At 37.6% G+C, this 17,032-nt stretch carries 12 protein-coding genes; 9 read left to right on the forward strand and 3 right to left on the reverse strand.

The genetic code is table 11. The annotated features are described in order from the left end of the window. Positions 1–32 precede the first annotated feature (32 nt). Positions 33–983 carry a DUF4625 domain-containing protein gene (locus AAC073_RS00690; RefSeq protein WP_339921904.1) on the forward strand — a complete coding sequence of 317 codons (951 nt, stop codon included), beginning with the start codon at positions 33–35 and terminating at the stop codon, positions 981–983. 560 nt (positions 984–1,543) lie between these two features. Here AAC073_RS00690 and AAC073_RS00695 read toward each other — a convergent pair. Then, positions 1,544–3,430 carry a sulfatase-like hydrolase/transferase gene (locus tag AAC073_RS00695; protein WP_339921905.1) on the reverse strand — a complete coding sequence of 629 codons (1,887 nt, stop codon included), beginning with the start codon at positions 3,428–3,430 and terminating at the stop codon, positions 1,544–1,546. A 264-nt stretch (positions 3,431–3,694) separates the two neighbouring features. Between AAC073_RS00695 and AAC073_RS00700 the strand changes: the two genes are divergently transcribed. Beyond that, positions 3,695–4,669, forward strand: a complete 975-nt coding sequence (locus AAC073_RS00700; RefSeq protein ID WP_339921906.1) for an NAD(P)-dependent alcohol dehydrogenase — start codon at positions 3,695–3,697, stop codon at positions 4,667–4,669. 382 nt (positions 4,670–5,051) lie between these two features. Further along, positions 5,052–5,450 (forward strand): heme-binding protein, encoded by a 399-nt coding sequence (locus AAC073_RS00705; protein WP_339921907.1) that lies wholly within the window; start codon positions 5,052–5,054, stop codon positions 5,448–5,450. Between the two features lie 140 nt (positions 5,451–5,590). Here the strand turns inward: AAC073_RS00705 and AAC073_RS00710 are convergent, their stop codons facing one another. Continuing rightward, the gene (locus tag AAC073_RS00710; RefSeq protein WP_339921908.1) at positions 5,591–6,469 is read right to left on the reverse strand and encodes an AraC family transcriptional regulator; all 879 of its coding nucleotides are present in this window, start codon (positions 6,467–6,469) and stop codon (positions 5,591–5,593) included. A gap of 154 nt (positions 6,470–6,623) precedes the next feature. Between AAC073_RS00710 and AAC073_RS00715 the strand changes: the two genes are divergently transcribed. From AAC073_RS00715 to AAC073_RS00730, 4 genes are all read left to right on the forward strand, one after another. Next, complete coding sequence (locus AAC073_RS00715) at positions 6,624–10,124, forward strand: PVC-type heme-binding CxxCH protein (RefSeq protein ID WP_339921909.1); 3,501 nt, start codon at positions 6,624–6,626, stop codon at positions 10,122–10,124. A gap of 22 nt (positions 10,125–10,146) precedes the next feature. Further along, positions 10,147–11,007: a sugar phosphate isomerase/epimerase family protein gene (locus tag AAC073_RS00720; RefSeq protein WP_339921910.1), complete on the forward strand. Its 861-nt coding sequence runs from the start codon at positions 10,147–10,149 to the stop codon at positions 11,005–11,007. 38 nt (positions 11,008–11,045) lie between these two features. Beyond that, positions 11,046–12,158, forward strand: a complete 1,113-nt coding sequence (locus AAC073_RS00725) for a Gfo/Idh/MocA family oxidoreductase (protein ID WP_339921911.1) — start codon at positions 11,046–11,048, stop codon at positions 12,156–12,158. 509 nt (positions 12,159–12,667) lie between these two features. After that, positions 12,668–14,152, forward strand: coding sequence for a potassium/proton antiporter (locus tag AAC073_RS00730; protein ID WP_339921912.1), 1,485 nt, complete (start codon positions 12,668–12,670; stop codon positions 14,150–14,152). Positions 14,153–14,690: 538 nt separating this feature from the next. Here AAC073_RS00730 and AAC073_RS00735 read toward each other — a convergent pair. Then, positions 14,691–15,140, reverse strand: coding sequence for a hypothetical protein (locus AAC073_RS00735; protein WP_339921913.1), 450 nt, complete (start codon positions 15,138–15,140; stop codon positions 14,691–14,693). Positions 15,141–15,216: 76 nt separating this feature from the next. Between AAC073_RS00735 and AAC073_RS00740 the strand changes: the two genes are divergently transcribed. Both AAC073_RS00740 and AAC073_RS00745 read left to right on the forward strand, forming a co-directional pair. Beyond that, entirely contained in the window at positions 15,217–16,557 is a 1,341-nt protein-coding gene (locus tag AAC073_RS00740; protein WP_339921914.1) for an ATP-binding protein, read from the forward strand. Beyond that, on the forward strand, positions 16,541–16,945 hold the full coding sequence (locus AAC073_RS00745; RefSeq protein WP_339921915.1) for a response regulator: 405 nt from the start codon (positions 16,541–16,543) through the stop codon (positions 16,943–16,945). The genes AAC073_RS00740 and AAC073_RS00745 overlap by 17 nt, the downstream gene beginning before the upstream one ends. Positions 16,946–17,032 lie beyond the last annotated feature (87 nt).

The raw sequence follows: 17,032 nt of genomic DNA on the forward strand, positions 1-17,032 counted from the left end.
ATGCAATCGTATTGTATATAAAGACTAAAAAGATGAAAACAACCAACATTCTGTTAGCGAGCATTATTGCTTTTAGCTTCTTCTCATGTGAAACCACTAGTGAGAACCCACAAGACTTGGTCGCCCCCGTAATTGACCATGCCGACTCTGAAGATGAAATCAGTCCCGACCATGGGGAGGTATTTTCAGAAAGCATGGACCATATCCCTGTAGGATTCTCAGTGACAGATCCTTCGGGCGTGGGCCAAATAAAGGTAAATGTTCATGCAAATTTTGATGGCCATAGTCATGCCAGGGTTCTTAATGATTTCGAAAGATTAGCTATAGATGATATCTATGCAATAGATGCCAGCAATCCTGATTTCCAGTTTCCGGCAAATTCAACTAAAGTAAACGTCAACTCAGTAGCGACTGATATCTTCTGGTCGGGACCCAATTCCAGATTAAGCGGGCCTGTTTTGGCTGGAATGTATGATTTCTCAATTTCTGCTACAGATGTTCACGGAAATCAGACCAGTTTTGCAGATGCTTCAAGTTACATCACCACGATCCATATTAGAACTGCTTATGCCCCATCTATCACTGTCAATAACCTCGATGACGATGAACTGCTAGGAAGCCATGGAAAAGCCTTGACTGTAACGGGTGAAATCCGCAAGCCTACAGATGATTTAAGTGCACCATTGGCATTTGTTTGGATAAAACTTGGAGAAGAGGACGATGATGGCCACGATCATGATCATAATGAGAGGGTCAGTAATGAAGACTATGTGTATGATAAAATGTGGGGAAGCTCTCAATGGATAACGGACAGCCAAGGCCCTGATTTACCCAATGATCAGCTGATTGATTTGGAAACCCTCCTGACAGGTGAAAATGCAATCATTCTTCCAGCAACAGGAGAACACCTTGACCTTACCATAAGAGCTGAAGATGTTAATGGAAACACCACGGAAAAAACCTTCCATGTGGATATGGATTAATCAAATATACCAGACTATAAACAAAAAATTAAAAGGCATAATGTAAAAATTATGCCTTTTATCGTTTCACTGTACATGCATGTCAGTTATGGAATGACACCTACTTTGGTTTTACCTGGTTCAAGTATAAGCTAAGTACAAGAAACAGGCTTAATTACAAACTTACAATTACCTGACTTAAAACATTTTGGCTTGACTTTTTCAAGAACTGTTCTACCTTTTCTATTTTTATCTTATCTTTTGAAATCCTCCTTAAGATGGAATCATTAAAGCTTATAAAGCAGAAAAAAAGAATAATGGCGATATATTTTAAAGAGAGTTTCATTTTCTGATGTTTAACAAATATACAACAATGATTAAACATTATTGTTTTCTTTATTACAAAAACGATGCAAAAAAAACTCAAACCCATCAAAAAATTTAAATATTAAGCTATAGCGTCAACATTCGTCTTCAATCGAGCACATTTGAGGACAATCAAGCCCCCAGAAAACCTGAAATTAGATATGAACTGCTTGTTCTATAACAAAGGTTTAGAAACTAAAATACAAGAGGTCAATTTACTCGACGATATTATTACCGCCATTTAATTCATTCAAAGTATGGTTGACAACTCTGACCACATATTTGTTATCATCCGTCATTACCTCTTTTAATTTTTCTTTTACTGGTCTGCTTTTTTCCCCTATTTCATCCAAAACCAATGCCGCATTCAATCTAACCCATTCATCATCATTTTGTAATGAAATTGTTAAAGTGGGCAATCCAATCTCTTCATAGCCTAATTTACAGAGGGCACGAGCAGCTGCTATTTGCACGGATGGATACTCATCTGCTAGTAGTGAAATCAACAAAGAGCGCAACTCGGGGTCCGCAATATCTGAATAAGTGCCAATACCTGTACTTGCCCAGTACCGCACCACCTCGTTATCATGTGAAAGGTTATTGGTAAAAAGTGCAACACTATTAGACAATGCTGTCTCCTGAATCTCTTCAACAGGAATATTGTTATTTCTCCAGATTGAATAGATTGGTTGTTGATGAACTTCTTCCCAAACACGCAGGATTGGTTCTGGTATTAAACCAGTATCACCTACTCTGCTTGACCAGGAAAGATGGGCATTTCTCATTTTCTCTAGCGTTTCAGCATATTCGGAATCCATTGCCAGGTTATTAAGTTCCATTGGATCATTGCGTAAATCAAACAATTCCTCTACGGGTTTATTCTCTGCCATCAATTTTACTCCTGCTTCTGGTAATCTTCCTTCTTCAAATGCCTTACGTATTTCCTTCATTATAGCACCTTTTTCAGGAGTATTCATGTACTGTACGAAAGGCTTAGTAAATTCATAATAACGAATGTATTTAAAATGCTTATCTCTTACCGCACGTTGCATGTCATAGCGTTCATCCATACGATCTCTGGAAGCATATACATAATCTCTTGCTGGGCTTAGATCAGTGCCAAGGAAAGCCCTTCCCTGCATGTTTTCTGGCATTGATATACCTGCTAGGTTTAAAGCAGTCGGTGCCAAATCCACAAAACTAACCAATTCATCTTCAACTCCTCCATCACTTTGGGGAACCAAATGGCGGTACGCTTCCGGGGCATAGACGATTAAAGGTATCTTTAATCCTGTATCGTAAAGCCACCTTTTATGCATAGGCACACCAGCGCCGTGGTCAGAATAAAACATGATAATGGTATTGTCTTCTAATCCGTCTTCTTTTAATTCGTCAACAAGGGCTGCAACATAATTATCAAGGGCTGTAATATTGTTATAATACCTCGTCCACAATTCATTGACTACTTCCGTGTTTGGAAAATAGGTAGGTAATCGAACCTCTCCTGATTTTATTAATTGGTCTTTGGGTATGGCTTTAATTACATCCAGGTGCTTTTGTTTTAAATTAGTAGCACTTTCATGAGTACCTGTAAAGTTAAAAACTGCAAAAAATGGCTGGTCCTTGTTTTTTCTGTTTCTCCAATGTGCTTCTTTCCCTGACTCATCCCAAATTTTGGAGGCCTTATAAATCAAATTGTAGTCTTCCTTGCTGTTATTCGTACAAAAATACCCTGCCTCACGCAAATATTCTGGGTAATACTTAAAGGTCTCAGGAAATTTACCCTTGCTTCGCATATGCTGAGAACCAATCGAAGATTGGTGCATACCAGTAGCGATAGAGGATCGGGCTGGTGCGCAAACCGGAGCAGATGCTATTGCATTGGTATACATTACGCCATCTTTGGCCATCTGGTCTAAAAATGGGGTTTTCGCAAATTCATCTCCATAACAACCCAAATTAGGGCTGATATCCTCGGTGGTAATCCATAAGATATTGGGTTTCACCGGCTCAGGAGTTGGCTCCTTGAAGGAAAATAACAAACTCAATCCAAAGCCAAAAAACAAAGCAAAGTAACCTGTATTCTTAATTTGAGACTTCATGTATATGATAACATTAAAAGTTAAAGTAAACCTAAGCATGCTCTTCCAATTATACTTTTAAAAGAACTCATCCAAAATAATGGAATAAAAAGCTATTGCAAAATAAATTTTGAGAATGCACTAGGTTCTTTACAGAAAGAAGCAATTAATTGAGATAGTTTTCCAATCTATTCGTGTTTTGGCTATCTTACTGTATTATTGTTTCATATGTACTTAAGAGGAGTTGAACCTCCTATTTTAACTCACTTAAAATGCACTAGCTTAATGAAGGCGCTCATTTTTGAAAAATATGGTTTACCAAAAAAGGTATTAAAATTAAGTGAGGAAGCTACTCCTGTACCAAAGAACAGTGAAGTGTTAGTAAAAATCCATTGTACAGCGATCAATGATTACGATTGGAGCATGGTTAGGGGAAAACCATATTTGTACCGCCTTATGTTTGGATTGACCAAGCCAAAAGCGAAAATCATGGGAATGGAGTTGTCTGGAACGGTGGTGCAGGTTGGGGCTGCGGTAAAAGATTTCCTCATTGGTGATGAAGTATTTGGCGACACTTCCAATCATGGGTTTGGCACTTTTGCCGAGTACATCAGCATAGATCACAAAGCCCTAGTGCGCAAGCCTCAATCCATGTCATTTGAAGCAGCAGCTGCTCTGCCTCATGCTGCTTTATTGGCTCTTCAGGGATTGAAAGATATTGGCAAGATAAAAAAAGGCATGAAGGTGCTTATTAACGGAGCTGGAGGAGGTGTCGGAACTTTGGCATTACAGCTAGCGAAAATGTATGCTTGTGAAGTGACCGGTGTAGACAAAAAAGAAAAACTAACGATGCTTAAGGCCTTAGGGTATGATTACGTTATAGATTATAATGCGGTAGATTTTACCCAAAATGGGCATCTATATGATTTAATTCTTGATTGTAAAACCAATAAATCCGCATTTGCATACCACCGCGCCTTGAAACCTGAAGGCAACTACGTGAGTATAGGTGGGAACCTTATTGATTTGATAACTACCTTAATTTGGGGTAAACTGCTACGACCTTTTTCCAACAAAAAACTAAATATTCTAAGCCTCAAGCCCAACCATGGTTTAGAAGAAATTGCAGCGCTCTATGACAAAAAACAGCTTAAACCCGTCATAGATGGTCCTCACCCCTTAGCGTCTACCCCAGAAAAATTACAGCTTTTTGGCGAGGGAAAGCATAAAGGAAAGGTAATTATCGCCATTCAATCCTAGTCACTTTTATGTTGCAAAAAAATGAGCTCATTTAAAGCCATTGAAAAAATTGGTTATTAAAAATCAACTATAAAATTAATCCATCAAGTCCACGTTATTGGTATCCCTTATTAAGCTTTATCTCGCTCTTGCAGGACTTTTAGATTTGGTTATTAAATTTCAATCATGTATTTATTTAGTATCCTTTCGAAGACTACCCCTTGCCTGAACATTTAATTTATGGTTAGAGAGTAGACTTTTAGTCTACTGATAGGGCTATTATCGCATATAGCTGCAAACAATTTTTAGGCCTCATTTATTGAGTCATTTTATAAATTATTCCTATATTTAATTTTATTTAACAAAGTCGATTTTAAACAATTATTATTTAAACCCAAATTACATGAATATTACATTAGCTGATGCCGAAAAGATTATAGCCGCTGCCAAGGAAAAATCCAAGGCTATTGATACTAAAATGAATATTGCAGTAGTAGATGCAGGGGCCAACCTTCTTGCCTTTGCACGCATGGATGGAGCTTGGTTAGGTTCATTGGACATCTCCATTAAAAAGGCCAAAACTGCTCGTTTCTTTGATATGAATACTGGAACAATAGGCGAATTGTCTCAACCAGGTGGATCTTTGTACAATATCGAGCATTCAAACAATGGACTCATTACTTTCCCTGGTGGGGTGCCTTTAAAAAATAGCGCTGGTGATATAGTAGGGGCAATCGGCGTAAGTGGAAGCTCTGTGGAAAATGACCATGCTGTGGCTGAAGCTGGAGCAAAAGCTTTGTGAAATTAAAAGCCAAACTTGCCCGGCAAATTATAACCTATTTGCCGGGCAAGTTTTTTGCTTTTTCCACCTTCTAATCAATTATCATTTATAGTTAAATACACCTTATTTATCTCATATACAGTTTATTACACGCTAATAACTTACTCAAATCTGGTTTGAAAGTCTTTCTTATAGGATTTTGGAGTCATCCCCATTCTCTCTTTAAATTGCCTATTAAAATTAGAAAGTGTATTGAATCCACTTTCATAGCTTACTTCACTGATATTAAGGTTTTCGGCAGGTAAAAGTTTACAAGCATGACTGATCCGTACTTCAGATAAAAAATCTGAAAAAGATTTATTCATCCTGGATTTAAAATAACGCGAAAAGGAACTGCTTGTCATATTTATCATGGCCGCTACTTCTTCCTGTTTAATATCGTGTTGAAACTGGTCCATGACAAATTCATAAACCCTGCTCATCCTGTCCTTCTCAGATTCTTTATTGGCATTGGTATATCCGGCCTGAACTATAGGTTTGACTTCATTTGACCTTGAGATGAGCAATAATATTTCAAGCAATCCGATAATTCTTTCCAGGCCTTTTTTATACACCAAATTGATCAATTGCATTTTAATCAATTTATTGGTTTCACCCATTACTTGAAGTCCAAGTGAAGCTCTTTTGAGCAAGGTTTGCAACTCCTCATATTCTTCTTTTTCTCCTAAATGTTGCGGTCCTAAGAAATCTTCAGGAAAATAGACGACTATTCCTCGGGTTCGAAGCTTGCTATCTTTTTCGAAATATTCTTGGTCATTTCTCCACAGATGGGGCAAATTAGGCCCCGTAACTACCAGGTCATTTGCTTTAAAGGGCCGCATATCATCACCTATAAACCTGGTTCCTTTTCCTTCAAGTACTAAAAAAAGCTGATACTCCGGATGGAAATGCCAATTCTTATCAAAAGTTGGCGCAATCAGTTCTTTAACTACAAAAGCATTTTGCTCTGGGATGCGTGATTTTTGAAAAGCTTTTTTCAATAGTAATTTTTTTATGTTACATAATACGGTAAAAATACCAATAAATGGCAAAAAACAGTCATAATAAGATAAAATACAGTAAGAATGGTGACAATAAAACGTTCAAATTAGTAACTTGAATTAGTAGTACAATATTACCCAATCAACAATAACAATGAAGAACCTAGGGATAATTGCCATTGCCATGCTTGTATGGATGTCATGTGGCACCAAGTCTAACAAGATTGAGCTATCAGATGATCCTAGAAGGGCGGAAATATTATTCCTCGGTCACGAAAGCACTCATCATGATTCAGAAAAGTTAATGTCAACACTTGGCAGCCATTTATTTCAGCAAGGAATAAACCTAAGTTATACTACTGATCCTTCTGATCTTAATGATGAAAAATTACGGCTTTATGACGGCCTAATCATCTATGCCAATCATGAAACCATTTCGGATGAGCAGGAAGAGGCGCTCAAGAATTATGTTGAAGGGGGAAAAGCCTTGATCCCCATTCACAGTGCTTCCTTTTGTTTTCAAAATTCTGATTGGTTTATAGAAACTGTAGGTGGACAATTTTCCTCTCATGGAACAGGTGAATTCACTACTACCATTACTGCCCCCTCCCACCCAATAATGGATGGCATCTCTACTTTCACAACCTGGGATGAGACCTATGTCCACAGTCAGTTAAATGAAGACATGACTATACTGATGGAAAGAACTGAAGGTGACAAAAAAGAACCTTATACTTGGGTAAGAGAACAAGGGAAAGGTCGTGTTTTTTATACGGCCTATGGTCATGACGAAAGAACCTGGAATCAACCTGAATTTCAAAAACTAATTGGGAATGGCATTTTATGGGCCATAGGAGATAAAATCGCCGAACAAGTGGCTGAGTTTGATATTCCGCAACCTCAATTTGAAGACGCTATCATTCCAAATTATGAGAACAAAGATCCCGCACCAAGGTACCAACTCCCTCTTTCGCCTGAGGAATCAATGAAATTGGTTCAGGTGCCTGTGGGATTTGAATTACAGCTTTTTGCGTCAGAACCAGACATTATCAATCCTATGGCTATTGCTTGGGATGATAAGGGTCGCCTCTTTGCGATTGAAACTTCTGACTACCCCAATGAAGTAAGAAAGGATGGTGGCAATGATAAAATCAAAATTCTGGAAGATACCAATGGAGATGGTAAGGCAGATAAAATCACTGTCTTTGCAGAAGGCTTGAATATTCCAACCAGTATGGTCTATGTAAATGGAGGTATATTGCTAGCAATGGCTCCAGATTTTATATTTCTAAAGGACACAGATGGGGACGACAAGGCAGATATAAGAGAAACCATTATTACTGGCTGGGGTAAAAGTGACACCCATGCAGGCCCTTCCAATTTGAAATATGGATTCGACAATAAAATTTGGGGGGTTTTGGGCTATTCCGGCTACAAAGGTGAAGCTGAAGGAAAAGCCTTGTCCTTTAGTCAAGGCGTTTACCGCTTTTCTCCTGATGGAACCAACCTTGAATTCCTCGGTAATACTAGTAACAACACCTGGGGTCTGGGTTTCACCGAAGACTTCAATACTTTTATATCTACAGCAAATGGCCAGCACAGCGCTTATTTGGCCATGCCCAATAAATTTGTAAAGCGTCCTGTCAACGGTGGATCAGTGAATGCAGTCCATGGTATAGACAGTCATTATGATATGCCTCACCTGACGCCTTTTTTACGTCAGGTGGATTGGCATGGTAGTTACACTGCCGCTGCAGGACATAATTTCTACACAGCAAGAAATTTCCCAAAGGCGTACTGGAACAGAATAGCATTTGTAGCAGAGCCAACTGGACGGGTTTTACACAATGCCATCATAGAACCTAATGGCTCAGGCTTTAAAGAAAAAAATGGCTTCAACCTATTGGCTAGTTCAGACGAATGGTTTTCTCCTGTCCATGCCGAAGTAGGCCCTGATGGTGCCGTCTGGATAGCCGATTGGTACAATTTCATCATCCAGCACAATCCTACCCCGAAAGGATTTGAAAATGGGGAGGGCAATGCCTATATTAATCCGCTTCGAGATTCCAAACACGGAAGAATTTATCGCCTGATTTATAAAGGTGGGGGGGATTATAACAGAATGGATATTGACCCTTCCAATAACAAAGACCTTATTAGTGGCTTGAAAAGTGACAACATGTTTTGGAGGATGACCGCTCAAAAGCTGATCGTAGAAAATACCAATACATCGATCATTGAAGATCTTCTGCAACTCATAGCTGACCAATCTGTAGATGAAATTGGTTTAAATTCCCCAGCTGTTCATGCCTTATGGGCCCTTCATGGGATAGGGGCTCTTGATGGTGGCAATACAATGGCTATGGATGCTGTAATCAGAGCATTAAAACACCCTGCTGCAGGGGTGAGAAAAAATGCCATTCGGGTATTGCCTAAAAGTGAGGCAGTACTACAAGCAATATTGGATGCAAAACTAATCAACGATGAAAACCTTAATACTAGAAAAGAAGCATTGCTAACCATTGCAGAAATGCCTGCTTCTACTGATGCTTCAGGTTTACTTTTATCAGCAAGTCAAGAGGAGAGTAATGCTTCGGATGAATACCTCCCCCAAGCTTTATTTGCTGCCGCAATCACACATCCATCCGCTTTTGATGCATCTTCATCAGTACTTAATCAGATGGATAAAGCAGACTCTTTATTGACATTGGAAGAGCGGGTAGGCAAAAGTCTTATTGAAGAACAGTACAATTTAGACAGAAGGTCTGGGATTCCATTTCCACCTCAAATTGCAGGGAAAGAAATTCGCATCCAAGCCACTGTAAGTAAGTCCGACGAACCTCTGGATGGGATTATTGTAGCGCAGGGAAACAAGGAAAATGGATATAGTTTGTACTTTTTTAATAATAAAATTTACTGGTTGGTAAAACAAAATGGTAAACCTTACCAGGCTGTCTTTAGCGGTAAAATACCCGATCAGCAATTTAAATTGAATGCAAGCCTGGAAAATCGTGGAATGATGGCCTTAAGCATTGATGACAAGCTGGTTGCAAAGAGCAAAACCCCTGGGCTCTTCACGGAAAATTTTGATCAGGAAAGGGTTAGAATTGGGCATGACAATATGGGTACTGCTCAAGTAGGGGATTACAAGGATCGTTTTTACTTTAATGGAAGAATGAATGCAAGGGCATCCTACCTCAACCTTAAACTACCAATAGCTGGTGATGAACCTGAAACTACTGGCACAGAAGAAAGTCAGGCCCAATCAAATAATGCAGGTTCAGTTACCATAAAAATGGGAGTAATTGCTCATGAAATGAAATTTGACAAAGCCAGCTTTAAGGTGAAAGCAGGTCAACAGGTAACCATTGATTTCATTAACAATGACTTTATGCAGCACAACCTTCTGGTTGGGAAATCAGGAAGCTTAGAAACCATAGGCAAGGCTGCAGATGAATTGGCGAGAGACCCAAATGGTATCAAAATGAATTTTGTGCCAAAAATACCTGAAATTATTGCTGCAACTCCACTGGTAGATCCCGAAGGTAATGAAAGCCTTGTTTTTACTGCTCCCACCACACCGGGAGAATACCCTTTCCTTTGTACGGTTCCTGGGCATTGGAGAATTATGAATGGAATTATGATTGTTGAATAAGATTTTAAATAAAAGAATAACAATGGCTTTAGACATTAAATTGGCTGTCAGTACTTGGTTATGGACCTCTCCTTTTAGCTCGGACACCATATCTCTTTTTCCCAAAATTAAGGAAATGGGTTATGATGCTGTGGAAATTCCTGTAGAAGATCCCACCATAATCGACACTAGGACTGTTGAGAAGGCTTTAAAAGACAATGGCCTTGCCCCTATCATTTGTGCCGCTTTTGGTCCAAGCCGAGACCTAACGCATGAAGACCCTGGTTTTCATCAAACCAGCTTTGATTATATACAAGCCTGTTTCGATATAAGTGCTTCCTTAGGAGCTGAATTTGTGGCTGGCCCCATGTATTCTGCTGTGGGAAAGGCTCGGTTGGTCTCGCCAGAACAAAAGAAAGTCGAATGGGACAGGGCTGTAAATAATTTGCGAAAGGTTTGTAAGATGGCGGAAAAATCAGGTCAGAAAATTGCTTTAGAAGCCTTAAATCGATTCGAAACGGATCTTGTTAACACAACTTCTGACTTGATGCGATTAATTTCTGACATCAACCATCCCGCTGCCAGGGTATTATTGGATGGTTTTCATATGAATATAGAAGAACCAAGCATTGAAGCAGCAATTTTTCAAGCAGGCGATAAGCTGATTCATGTGCAGGTGTCAGAAAATCACCGTGGAACGCCCGGAACTGGTCAAACAAGGTGGGAGGACTTTAAATCAGGATTAGAGAAAGTAAATTATCAAGGAGCGGTCAGCATAGAGAGTTTTACTCCTGAAATAAAAGAATTGGCTGGAGCGGTTTGCATTTGGCGGCCTTTGGCAGAAAGTCAAGATAAATTTGCTTCTGAAGGTTTCAATTTTTTAAAAAATTGGGCCAAAAACTAATGAAATACAATCGTTTAACCCAAATAATTTGTTGACACATGAGTAAGAAATTAAACATAGCGATCATAGGATTGGGATTTGGTGCAGAATTCATCCCTATTTACCAAAAACATCCCATGGCCAATATTTATGCTATCTGCCAGCGTAACAAAGAAAAGCTTGATGAAATTGGGGATGCTTTCGGTATAGCGAAAAGATACACCGATTATGATGAATTGCTTAAGGACCCTAATATTGATGCAGTTCACATTAACACCCCCATCCAAGCACATGCAGAACAATCCCTTAAGGCATTAAGGGCTGGCAAGCACGTTGCCTGTACGGTACCAATGGCTACCACAGTAGAGGAATGCCGTCAAATTGTAGAAGAAACAGAAAGAACTGGGCTCACATATATGATGATGGAGACCGTGATTTATAGTAGGGAATTTCTTTTTGTAAAAGAAATGTATGAAAAGGGTGCCATGGGTAAATTGCAATTTTTGCGTGCAAGTCACCAACAAGAAATGGCTGGCTGGCCAGGGTATTGGGAAGGCCTCCCTCCTATGCACTATGCTACTCATTGTGTTGGACCCGTGTTGGCTTTGCCAAAAGCAGAAGCTGAATATGTTTCCTGTTTTGGTTCTGGAAGAATCGATGAAAACCTAATAGAAAAATATGGCTCGCCATTTGCAATTGAAAGTTGTCATATCAAATTAAAAGACACGGATCTTTCAGCGGAAGTTACCCGATCACTTTTCAATACGGCACGTCAATACCGAGAGAGTTTTGATGCCTATGGATCAGAGAAATCTTTTGAATGGACATTAATTGAAAACGAAGACAGTGTGGTGCATACTGGAGAAATACCTGAAAAGGTTAAAATTCCTGATTTCGCCCATTTACTTCCAGAAGAAATTGCCCCTTTTACCACAGCGGGAGTATATGATGATGATGACAACCAGCATCTATCTTTTATTCAAGGAGCTGGGCATGGAGGGTCTCACCCACATCTCGTACATGAATTTATAGTTGCATTAAAAGAAGGAAGAGCACCCTATCCAAATGCTCGGCAATCTGCCAACATAACATGTGTGGGCATATTGGCGCATGAATCCGCAATGAATGGGGGAGAAAAAATTAAACTTCCTGATTTCACTTTTAATAAATAACAAACCTATTTTACCAATGCTACCCGGATTTTAATCCATCCGGGTAGTTTTTTTGATTAAATGGCCAAAACAACTACTCTAATTTCAGCTTATTCATACCATTCGTAGCAATGGCATTATTTATTACCCCAAGGAAAGATTAGGTTTTTTATATATCGGTCTATAATCATTATTTTGAATTAGAGGTAAAACAGTGGATTCGATTAAAAGTAGTTTTAGCTCAAGTAGAACCTCAATTTCTATTATAAAGTACAACTATATTTTACTCGTCAACTATTTTTTAAAGTAATTGAGACAAACCTTCTAAGAATTCTTTATTTTTACTATTCACAAGAATACCTAGACAGGTTTCTTAGTAAAGGTTACCGATCGAAAAAATAGCAACCTTATAATACCAATTGCTAACACACCATTTTGTGAAACCGATAGCTGCCAAGGTCGACCGATTTTAAGCTTTTTTAACACGCAATAATAGTATGAAAGTTGTTAAAAATAAAAATTAAGCTTGCATGAATATAACCATTGAAAATATAATACTGATAGGTTCTGTACTATTGCTCATAAGCATTATTCTAGGAAAGCCAAGCTACCGTTTCGGAATACCTACCTTATTGCTCTTCCTTACTATTGGTATGCTAGCCGGATCAGAAGGCATCGGTGGTATCTACTTTGACAATCCTGAAATCGCTCAATTTATAGGCATTGTGTCCCTTAACTTTATACTTTTTTCTGGTGGATTAGATACCAAGTGGCCTTCAGTAAAACCTGTACTTAAAGAAGGAATAGCATTGTCCACAATGGGCGTCTTGCTAACTGCTTTAGGTTTAGGCTATTTCGTTCATTTAATTACTGACTTCACCTTGTTTGAGAGTTTGCTACTAGGTGCCATAGTCTCTTCCACAGATGCTGCTGCCGTTTTTTCAATACTCCGAGGTAAGAACCTTGCCCTAAAGAAAAACCTTCGCCCAACCTTGGAATTAGAAAGTGGAAGCAATGACCCAATGGCCTATGTGCTCACCATTGCATTTTTATCTTTGGTGCAGCAACCGGACAAAGGGTTGTTCTCCATTATCCCTTTATTCCTTTTACAAATGACAATTGGAGCCATTTCAGGTTTATTGTTTGGGAAATTAAGCAAGTGGATCATTAATAAAATTAAGCTTGATTTTGAAGGGCTTTACCCTGTGCTTACTATAGCCCTTATGTTTATTACTTTCTCAGCTACGGATTCGCTGTATGGAAATGGCTTCCTGGCCATTTATATATGTTCTGTTTACCTTGGAAACCAAAACATTATTCATAAAAACACCATATTACGAATGTTTGATGGGTTAGCCTGGCTGATGCAAATTGTTTTGTTTTTGACCTTGGGACTACTGGTCTTCCCTTCTCAGATAATTCCATATATAGGTCTGGGCTTAATCATTTCACTTTTCCTAATACTTGTTGCCAGACCTTTGGCTGTATTTATCTCCCTTATACCTTTCAAGATGAAATTAAGGCGGAGGTTTTACATTTCCTGGGTTGGTTTAAGAGGTGCTGTCCCCATCGTATTTGCTACTTACCCTCTATTGGCCGGCATTGACAAGGCCAATATTATCTTCAACATCGTCTTTTTTGTTGCGATAAGCTCAGTGTTGATTCAAGGAACGACCATATCTTTAGTCGCAAAGTGGTTAAAGGTGGGCTTGCCAGAAGGTGCCAAAAAACCTACGCCGAGTGAAGCATTTCTCGAAGAGCATCCAAAAACAATTTTAAGAGAAATAATTCTCAAAAAAGACACTGATGCTATTGGCAAACAGATCGTGGATCTAAATTTTCCTAAAAATGCCATTATCGCAATGATCGAAAGGGATGATAATTATCTGATGCCTAACGGTTCAACCACTTTAGAAGAAAATGATAAATTGGTTGTATTGACGGATAAACTTGAGAACATTGAAGAGGTTTATTTATCCCTTAAACTTCAGGATGAATTAAGGCTTCACCCGTGAAAATATTTTTGATGCATTCACGAGGATTGACCTATTATTAATTTATTTTATAATTATATTTATTAAAATAAATTTTATATATTTAGTCAAAACTATAGATATTCCTCAAATAAAGAGAGAAGAGACATTATAAATGCTAAGGTATAATTCTAAAATACAATTATTTAAAGTACCAATAAAGATTAAATAGCAGCATATTTTCTTTGTAAATATTTTTTGCGTTTGATTTCAATAATTAACTGTTAAATCACTGCAATTAAAGCCGATATTTTCTAGATCTAATAATGTTTTTTGAAACTATAAACAATTCAATTGAAATCGTATCAACCATTAGCGTATTTAGGCCGATAATAGGCTATTTTTTCCAAGGGATAAAAAAAATTGTAGTTCCATTTTAAGTTACCATGCAAAATAAGTCTCCCTATAGTAATTCAGGAGTAGTTTTTACAAAATTCGATCTTTTAAAAATTGAAATAGTAATCATTTCATTTTGTTTCCTAATTGCCATAGCAGTAATAGTTGGATGGTATTTTGATATTCATGAATTACTGAGTTTAACACCTAAAGGTGCCACAATGAAATTCAATACGGCATTGATTTTTCTTCTATCCGGCATTCTTTTGATCCCTCGTAAGAAAAAGCGAAAAGGGTTTTTGATTCTTTCAAGGCTTACAGCTTTTATTTTAATTTTAATTGGCATTATCACATTAAGTGAATACCTTGGATGGATATTTTTTTCCATTGACAATATTTTCGTTGAAGATCTTTTTTCAAAAAGCAATCCTGGGAGAATGTCACCAGCCACTGCCATTTGTTCGATTTTATTAGGTTTCGGGTTTTTAGGAAACCAGTCTAGTAATGGCATTCTAAGAAAAATGGGCTTGTTTTCTTTCAAGCTAATTGCTTTACTTTCTTTATTATCTATTATTTCCTTTATTTTATTAATTCCATTAGCCAACAAAACTTCATTGTTCCAGACAATGGCCATTCATACTTCAGCACTTTTTTTGTTGATTTCCAGCTTACAAATACTTAAAAATCCCAATTCCGCAATTCATCAAGTTTTGATAAAAGATTTTGCTGGAAGCAAATTAACCCTTAAAATTCTACCCTTAATCGTTCTATTCCCAATTATCTCAAGCTACTTAATAATTGTAGGAATCCACCAAAACATTATCACTATTGAATTTGGACTTGTTGCCAATGCGGCAGTTTTTATACCGCTGAGTATTATTTATTTAACTTATATAGCTATGGGTTTAAATAAAACAGATGAAGAAAGGCAGCAATTAGAGATAAAATTGCGAGAAGGCAATCGCTACCTAAAACGGTTCAAACAAGGGGTAGATCAGGTAGCGATTGTGGCATTGACTGATAAACGGGGAGTGATTACCTACGTTAACGATACTTTTTGTAAAATATCCCAATACGAAAAAGAAGAACTGATAGGAAAAACGCATTCAATAGTGAACGCTGGTTATCACGACAAGAAGTTTTTTGCGAATTTGTGGAAAACTATTTCTTCAGGTGAAATTTGGGTTGATGAAATTAAAAATAAAGCGAAAGATGGCTCATTTTATTGGGTTTTAACTGCCATTGTCCCTTTTAAGAACGAAGAAGGTGACATAACTGAATTTATGGCCCTCAGACAAGATGTAACAGAACGAAAAAAAACTGAAGAATTGAGGTTAGCTCATCTTTTGAAACTTGAATATAAAAACAAAGAATTAGAGCAGTTTGCCTATGTGGCGAGCCATGACTTGCAAGAACCATTACGAACGATTATCAACTTTACAGATTTGCTGTCAAAAAAGAAAAAAGATCATTTCGACGAAGTCAGTTTAAAAAGCTTACAATTTATTCAGGAGGCCACAGTACGAATGAGCCAATTAATCAATAGCTTATTGGATTATAACCGTATAGACAACGATAATAATTTAACGCTAGTAGATTGTAATGAATTGATACATGAAATAGAAATTGAGCTAAGTAAGGAGATCATTGATACCGAAACAACCATTATAGTACAAAAACTACCTACTATTACAGGCTATGAACCCCCTTTAAAAATGCTTTTCCAAAATTTAATTTCCAACGCTATTAAATTTCGAAAGGAAGGGATAAAACCGCTAATAAGGATTTCGGCAATTCAAAATGATATCGGTTGGTTATTTTCCATAAAGGACAATGGAATCGGTATTTCTACTAAACACTATGAAAAGATTTTTGTCATCTTTCAACAATTACACAATAAAAATAAATACGAAGGCTCTGGAATCGGACTGTCCCATTGTAGAAAAATTGTAGATTTACATGGTGGCAAAATTTGGGTCGACTCAAAATTAAACGAAGGAAGTATTTTTAATTTCACCATAAGTACGCAAAGTCATGAGAAAAAAAGTTAATTGCATTTTATTAATTGATGATGATGAACCAACAAATTTTCTGCATAAAATCATTATCGAAGACAGTGGTGTAGCTGATAAAGTTGTAGCCGTGCAAAGTGGTTATGAAGCCTTAGAATATTTAGAGCTTAAAGAAAATGGTAAGTATCCTCAGCCGGATCTCATTTTTCTTGATATTAATATGCCAGCAATGAATGGGTGGGAATTTCTAGAAGAATACAATAAACTAGATGAAGGAATTAAAGGAAAGATAGTAGTCGTTATGTTGACTACCTCTATTAACCCAGATGATAAAAAGAAAGCCTTAAATAAAGGGTATATCAATGGATTTCTAAGTAAACCACTTTCAAAAGATATGCTTGAAAAGCTAATTGAAAAAGAGCTTTAATTTAATTTCTTTCAAAATTAAAGGTCGGTTTTAGAAAGGGTAAAACCCTCCGACATTTCTTTGTTAATAGCTCCCACATCCTATTTT

This window comes from uncultured Cyclobacterium sp., from assembly GCF_963977555.1.
Classification (GTDB): domain Bacteria; phylum Bacteroidota; class Bacteroidia; order Cytophagales; family Cyclobacteriaceae; genus Cyclobacterium.